Below are 5939 nucleotides of genomic sequence, written 5' to 3' on the forward strand. Positions count from 1 at the left end.
CATAGCCATCAGCCAAACAAAAAGCGCAAAGAATGCCAATTGAGCAAACCGACGAGCATTCTGCATCCGCCAAATCTTGGGTCTAATAGCCTTCTTGAGTTTTCGTTTAGCTTGTGGATTATCAGTTGTTGACATAATTATTTATTACGTAGTTCGAATTGCGTATTTCCGGAAAATCCCGATGCTTCGGTTGCAGAGTGAAGCGCCGCTGCCGAAGAATCTTCATTGGATATAGGGGCAGAGCTAGCTCTGCCTTCCTAAGGGCGTAGCAAGCTACGCCCCTACAAAATCAACCGCCTATCCCTGAGTAGGTCTTCAGGCCATACCGAAGGGTTCCGGAAGCCCCCCTTATATTCCCCCTTGGAAAAGGGGAAATTGGGTTACTGATAGCTGACGGCTGACAGCTTCTTGGCCACAGCGCCTTTATGCTTTCACTACTTTTATCAGCTTCAAGTCGGCTTCGCCTAGTCCGTGGTCTTTGGCTTTCATTATGTAATCGATATCTTCGGGCTTTAGGCCAAATAGGGTGGTGGCGTAGGCATCGATTGCTACCGGATCAACAGAAGCTAGGATTTGATTAGTATTTTTGAGTGGGCCTGGACCCTTTGGGCCGCCGGCGGTCATGATTTTTATAGCATCAACTATCGTTAAATCAGCTCGAATCACGGTCGAATAGTCAGCAATACTTTGATGCAAGCCGGATCTATGCCAATTACCGCGATCCCAGACTGTTCCCATCATATTCTTCATGCCGATCGTCAGCTTCGCAGATCCATGATCCTTGGCGACGGGGATGTTGATGAAACAGTCGGCGCGACGGATTTCGCTGATGACTTTCGCTGATTTAAGCGCCTTACCCATAGGGATTAGTATATCCTCGTACATTCCCTCTTGATTTGCAGCGATAATCTCACCGCCGGCAGCTTTTACGGCTTTTTCAATACCACTTATATCGAAAACGAGTTGGGAAGGTTCATCACAGGTGTGCTCGATAACCAAAACGCGGCTTGCGCCGGCTTTCTTGCATAATTCAACGACGGTTGCAACGACTTCAGGATTGGTGTTTGCGGCTTGTTCAGGGGTGCGTTGCCAACCGATATTCGGTTTGATAACGACGAAAGCGCCCTTCTTGACAAACTTTTCAATCCCCCCTAAGGGTTTCAGCGCATTAATCACCATTTCCCTGGGGCTTCCGGTTGAGGCAACAGTAACAATCCCTTTGTCTTTTACTGCAAGACTTGGTTTAGCTGGTGTTGAAGAGCTTTTTATAGCCGCGCTCCCTTTACAACCGGTTAAAACCACCATCCCCGCTAAACCGGCCCATTTGAGCCAATCGCGGCGGTTCATCTCCGTTTGTTCCAGCTTTTTTTCATCATTATTTTCAGGCGTTTTCATCGTTCAACCTCATATACCGTAGGAATTATTTAGGCAAACTCATGTTTACTATAACACCAAATCTCAGCTATTGGCAAGCAATTGAATGAGTTATCAATCCTAAATCCACCCAAAATGTCTGCCTCCAAGGCATCAGGTACAATTAATGCCAATAAATAGTTAGGTGGGGAACTTGAACGCTCGCGAACTTAGACGCAAATACATCGAATTCTTTAAATCGAAGGACCATCGGGAATACCCTTCATCCAGCTTGGTGCCGATCAATGTGCTTGGGAATGAGGACGAATCGCTCCTGTTTACCAGCGCTGGAATGGTCCAATTCAAACCGTATTTCCTTGCTGTAGCACAGCCGCCGCACCCTCGTCTAACGGATGCCCAAAAATGTCTGAGAACAACTGATATTGAGTCCGTTGGCGATAGTTCACACCTGACTTTCTTCGAGATGATGGGCAATTTCAGCTTCGGTAATTACTTCAAACCGGAAGCAATCGAATGGGCGTGGGAATTCCTCACCGAATGGCTCAAACTCGATCCGAGCCGCCTGCGAGTAACTGTCTATAAAGAGGACGATGAAGCCTATAACCTTTGGCTAACCAAAATCGGCCTTCATGCTGAACGTATCTCACGCTTTGATGAGGACAAAAACTACTGGCCAGGCAAAGCTGTAACTATGGGACCCAATGGCCCCTGCGGTCCTTGCAGTGAAATTTTTTGGGATACAAGCCCCGATTTGCCATTCGACAACGAATGGAATGGTGATGGGAATCGCTGGCTGGAGATTTGGAACCTAGTGTTCATGCAATTCGAACGTATCGGCGATTTGATCATTGACAACGCTTTGACAAGAGATGGCCATTGGGAAAATGTGGAACTTCTACCACTGCCTAACAAGAATGTCGATACAGGAATGGGTTTAGAACGAACTTCGGCGGCGCTTCTGGGAATGCCAAGTGTCTATGAGACCGACGTATTCCAACCGATCTTGAAACGAATTGGGGAACTCTCCAAGAGAAATTACGAAACGGCGGATGAGCCGATTAAGGTCGTCTTCCGCATCATCGCCGACCATATTCGATCTGCGACTTTCTGCATCGCTGATGGTGTTCGTCCTGAAAACACTGGTCGAGGCTATGTGCTCAGGCGCCTAATTAGACGAGCTATTTTGAAGGGCCAGCGTCAGCTTGGCTTTAAGAAGCCGTTCTTTGCCGACGTCTTCCCCGCCGTTGTTGAAGTCCTAAGCGACCAATATCCTGAACTAATCGAACGTCGTGATTTTATTATTCGAACGTTGCAAGACGAAGAAGATCTATTCCGTTCCAGACTCGCGGAAGGCATTAAGCGTGCGGAAGGTTTAGCCCTGACTGGCCGTGATGCGTTCATGCTCTACGACACCTACGGTTTTCCGCTTGAAGTAACGATGGAACTTGCTCAAGAGCGTGGGTTGACAATCGACCTCGAAGAGTTCAACCGCTCACTTGAAGAGCAGCGCCAACGTTCCAAGGTCGCCGGAGGAATAGCCGAGGATGTCTTCAGCAAAGACGCAGGCGTGCTTCAAGAACTCACTAAAACTATCCCTGCCACCCAATTCGCTGGTTATAGCGGATGTGAAGCTGAGGCGCAAGTAGTCGGTCTAATTGTCGAAGGCAAAATCGCCCAGAGCGCAAAGAAGGGCGATAGGGTCGAAGTTATCCTCGACCAAACCCCGTTCTATGCCGAGTCAGGCGGGCCGGTTGGTGACACAGGCAAAATCACAAGCCCCACAGGTTCGATTGAAGTCTTGGACACTCAAAAAGTCAACGAGCGCTGGGCACATATCGGCAAAGTGTTAGAAGGTGAAATTTCGGTAGGTGAGCAAGTTCATGCCGTAGTCGAGACCGCGCGGCGGATGGATATTGAACGCAACCACACGGCAACCCACCTGCTTCATGCCGCTCTTCGAACGGTATTAGGAGCGCATGTGCATCAAGCGGGATCGTTGGTAGCGCCGAACTCTCTGCGCTTTGACTTCACCCACAACAAGGCTATGACTGAAGACGAGATCAGAGGTGTGGAGGAGTTAGTTAATCATGAAATATTATCCGACCGAGTAGTTCAGGCTCACGCGGACATGCCGATTGCCGAAGCGCGCGAACGGGGAGCGATGGCTTTATTTGGTGAAAAGTACGGCGATAAGGTGCGCATGGTCGAGGTTGAACAGTTCTCACGAGAGCTTTGCGGTGGGCTGCACGTCGGCCACACATCCCAGATTGGCCAGTTTAGAATAACCACTGAAAGCAGTGTTGCCAGTGGGGTTCGGCGAATTGAAGCGGTCACAGGGATTGGCGCTTACCAATATGGCGTTGAGCGTGACAGACTCCTTCGCGAAGCTGCCGCTACTTTACGAACTTCGCCAAATGAAATCGCCGCCGGTATTGAGCGGCTTCAGAATCAGTTAAAACAAACCGAAAAACGCTTGGAAGGCCTCCGTACCGAACAAGCAAGCACGGGCGCTGAGGTCAAGGTGTTTGAAGTCGACGGCATTAAAATCGTCGCCCAAAAGGCCGAGAACACCGATGCCAAGTCTGCCTCGATTATTGCCGATCGCCTTGCCGAGCAAAATCCAGACAGCGCCGTCATCATCGCTGCCATAGATGAAGGTAAAGCAATGTTCGTTGCCAAAGTGCCGGCCTTGTTACTCCAAAAAGGGGTTCATGCAGGCAACTTGGTTCGCGAAGTTGCAAAAATCGCAGGTGGCGGCGGGGGAGGCCGACCCGATTTCGCTCAAGCCGGAGCTAAAGACCTTTCAAAAATCGATGAAGCCCTCTTAGCCGTTCCGGGAATTATAGAAGGTCAACTTAAATCCAAATAACAAAAAAAAATCAGGGCGCGGCTTGTGCCTCGCCCTGATTTTAGCTTCTTAATCCCCTAAAGTTCAGGGGGTCGTGTTTGGTTCCTTACTCATCAAACGACTCGTAGGTGGCGCGATGAGAACTAAAGGCGCAAAAAGGATAGCAAGTAGAAACAAAATCCCCATATCCATCGAGGAACGTGCACTGGAGCTGCCGCATTTTTTACAACACTTAATCATGAGCCTGGCCCCCTATTAATAAATTACTAACTAGCGTACTCCGTAGCGAGACGTTGAGCGATATCCGTCCAGATTGTAAACCTTTCCGGATGATTTTCGCAAGTGTGTGTATCCTTAAGAATCAACTCAATAACGCAGTTTTTCGATACTTCTAATGCATGACGGATATAATTTTCGATCATTTTCTCATCAAATCGACCGACTAGGTGTGACGGCTGTGGTTTCCATGAAAAAATAAATTTTTCCTGCAATTTCTCAGCACATTTATCCACATTGGCTGATGGCGCGATCGAGATTCGACGCATATTGGGGATGCTGCAAATATCATCAAGTTTGTTCGTCAAATCCTCGCAGCAGCCATAGCCAAGAAGACCCCAACCTTCGAGAAGTTTTTTCTCATATTCCAAAACAAACTCTCGGTGCATCTTCGGCGAGACCTGAGCCATTTCCTGAGCCTCAGCCGATGCCCACATATCACAAGGGCGAACACGGTCGGGATTAAAGCCGGGCTTTGGAAGTTCAGTCGAATAACCAACCCCGCCCGAATTTTGATAGCTCTTGTCATTGTTCAGACTGAGAAGATTCTGGTCGATATACTGCTTAATTCGCCGTTGTGCGGCCTCGGCGAGGAACGCCATCGCATCATGCAGCATTTCAGGCTCATCATACATATCTTCCATAACCTGACCGACACCTCGCCAAACGGTATAGATGCCCATAAGGTGGAAGGAGACATGCCGAACACCCTTGATCTGCACATCCATGATGTCGCCGATAAGATCCTGCATCATCTCGAACTCACTCATTGTTGCCGCTTCGTCATAAGTGTATTCGGGGAAGCGAAGTTTCTTGAGGTCACTTGCTTCTTTTATAACCGGTTCGATACGATAGGCACCCCTTGATGTGGTAGCAGAAACTTGCTTGCCTTCAATTCCCCAACTGGATTCATGAAGCTTCTTCTCCACAGTCCAGATCTTTTCAACCGGCTTATCATCGCGAATATTGTCATAAGCCCAAAGCTGCCTCAAAAGGTCAAATTCAATCCAACAAGCAGGCGCTTCGGTGCATTGCCTTGGGATAAAAGTATCTATTTCATCCCAAGAGCCTTCAGGGAAGACGAGGATCATCGGCTTCACTCTCTCAAGCCGGTTATGCCGCTTCCACATTTCCCGTTTCTTTTCCATTTTCGGCATATCAGCAATATCAGCAATCCGCTTAGCTAGGTCTCTTATTATCTGTCGGTCACGTTGATTAATCATTCGCTTTCACCTTCCACTCTATTCTACCGCTACAACAATGCTGTGTTCTAGCCTCTAAGTATTTTTTTGGCACTATGGCATTTATTGTGGGTTTACGCTATAAAATCGACAACGCTTTGCTCGCAACTATTCGCAATGTCCCGAGCGACTGGGGGCAAGCCCCCAGATCCCGAGTGAGTAAAGCTGTAAAGCGGAAAGCAGAAATTACGGAGTCCTGG

The 5939-nt window shown here is 48.5% G+C and carries 3 protein-coding genes; 1 reads left to right on the forward strand and 2 read right to left on the reverse strand.

Features of this window, described 5'->3' with window-relative positions; translation table 11 throughout:
• Nucleotides 1-423 precede the first annotated feature (423 nt).
• Complete coding sequence (locus tag WCO51_08735; GenBank protein ID MEI6513344.1) at nucleotides 424-1395, reverse strand: DUF362 domain-containing protein; 972 nt, start codon at nucleotides 1393-1395, stop codon at nucleotides 424-426.
• Nucleotides 1396-1567: 172 nt separating this feature from the next.
• On the opposite strand from WCO51_08735, the gene alaS reads away from it, so the two are divergent.
• Nucleotides 1568-4243, forward strand: a complete 2676-nt coding sequence (gene alaS / locus WCO51_08740) for an alanine--tRNA ligase (protein MEI6513345.1) — start codon at nucleotides 1568-1570, stop codon at nucleotides 4241-4243.
• A gap of 245 nt (nucleotides 4244-4488) precedes the next feature.
• Here alaS and WCO51_08745 read toward each other — a convergent pair whose 3' ends face one another.
• Nucleotides 4489-5721: a hypothetical protein gene (locus WCO51_08745; GenBank protein ID MEI6513346.1), complete on the reverse strand. Its 1233-nt coding sequence runs from the start codon at nucleotides 5719-5721 to the stop codon at nucleotides 4489-4491.
• Nucleotides 5722-5939: the final 218 nt, after the last annotated feature.

The organism is bacterium, assembly GCA_037131655.1.
In the GTDB taxonomy this organism is placed as follows: domain Bacteria; phylum Armatimonadota; class Fimbriimonadia; order Fimbriimonadales; family JBAXQP01; genus JBAXQP01.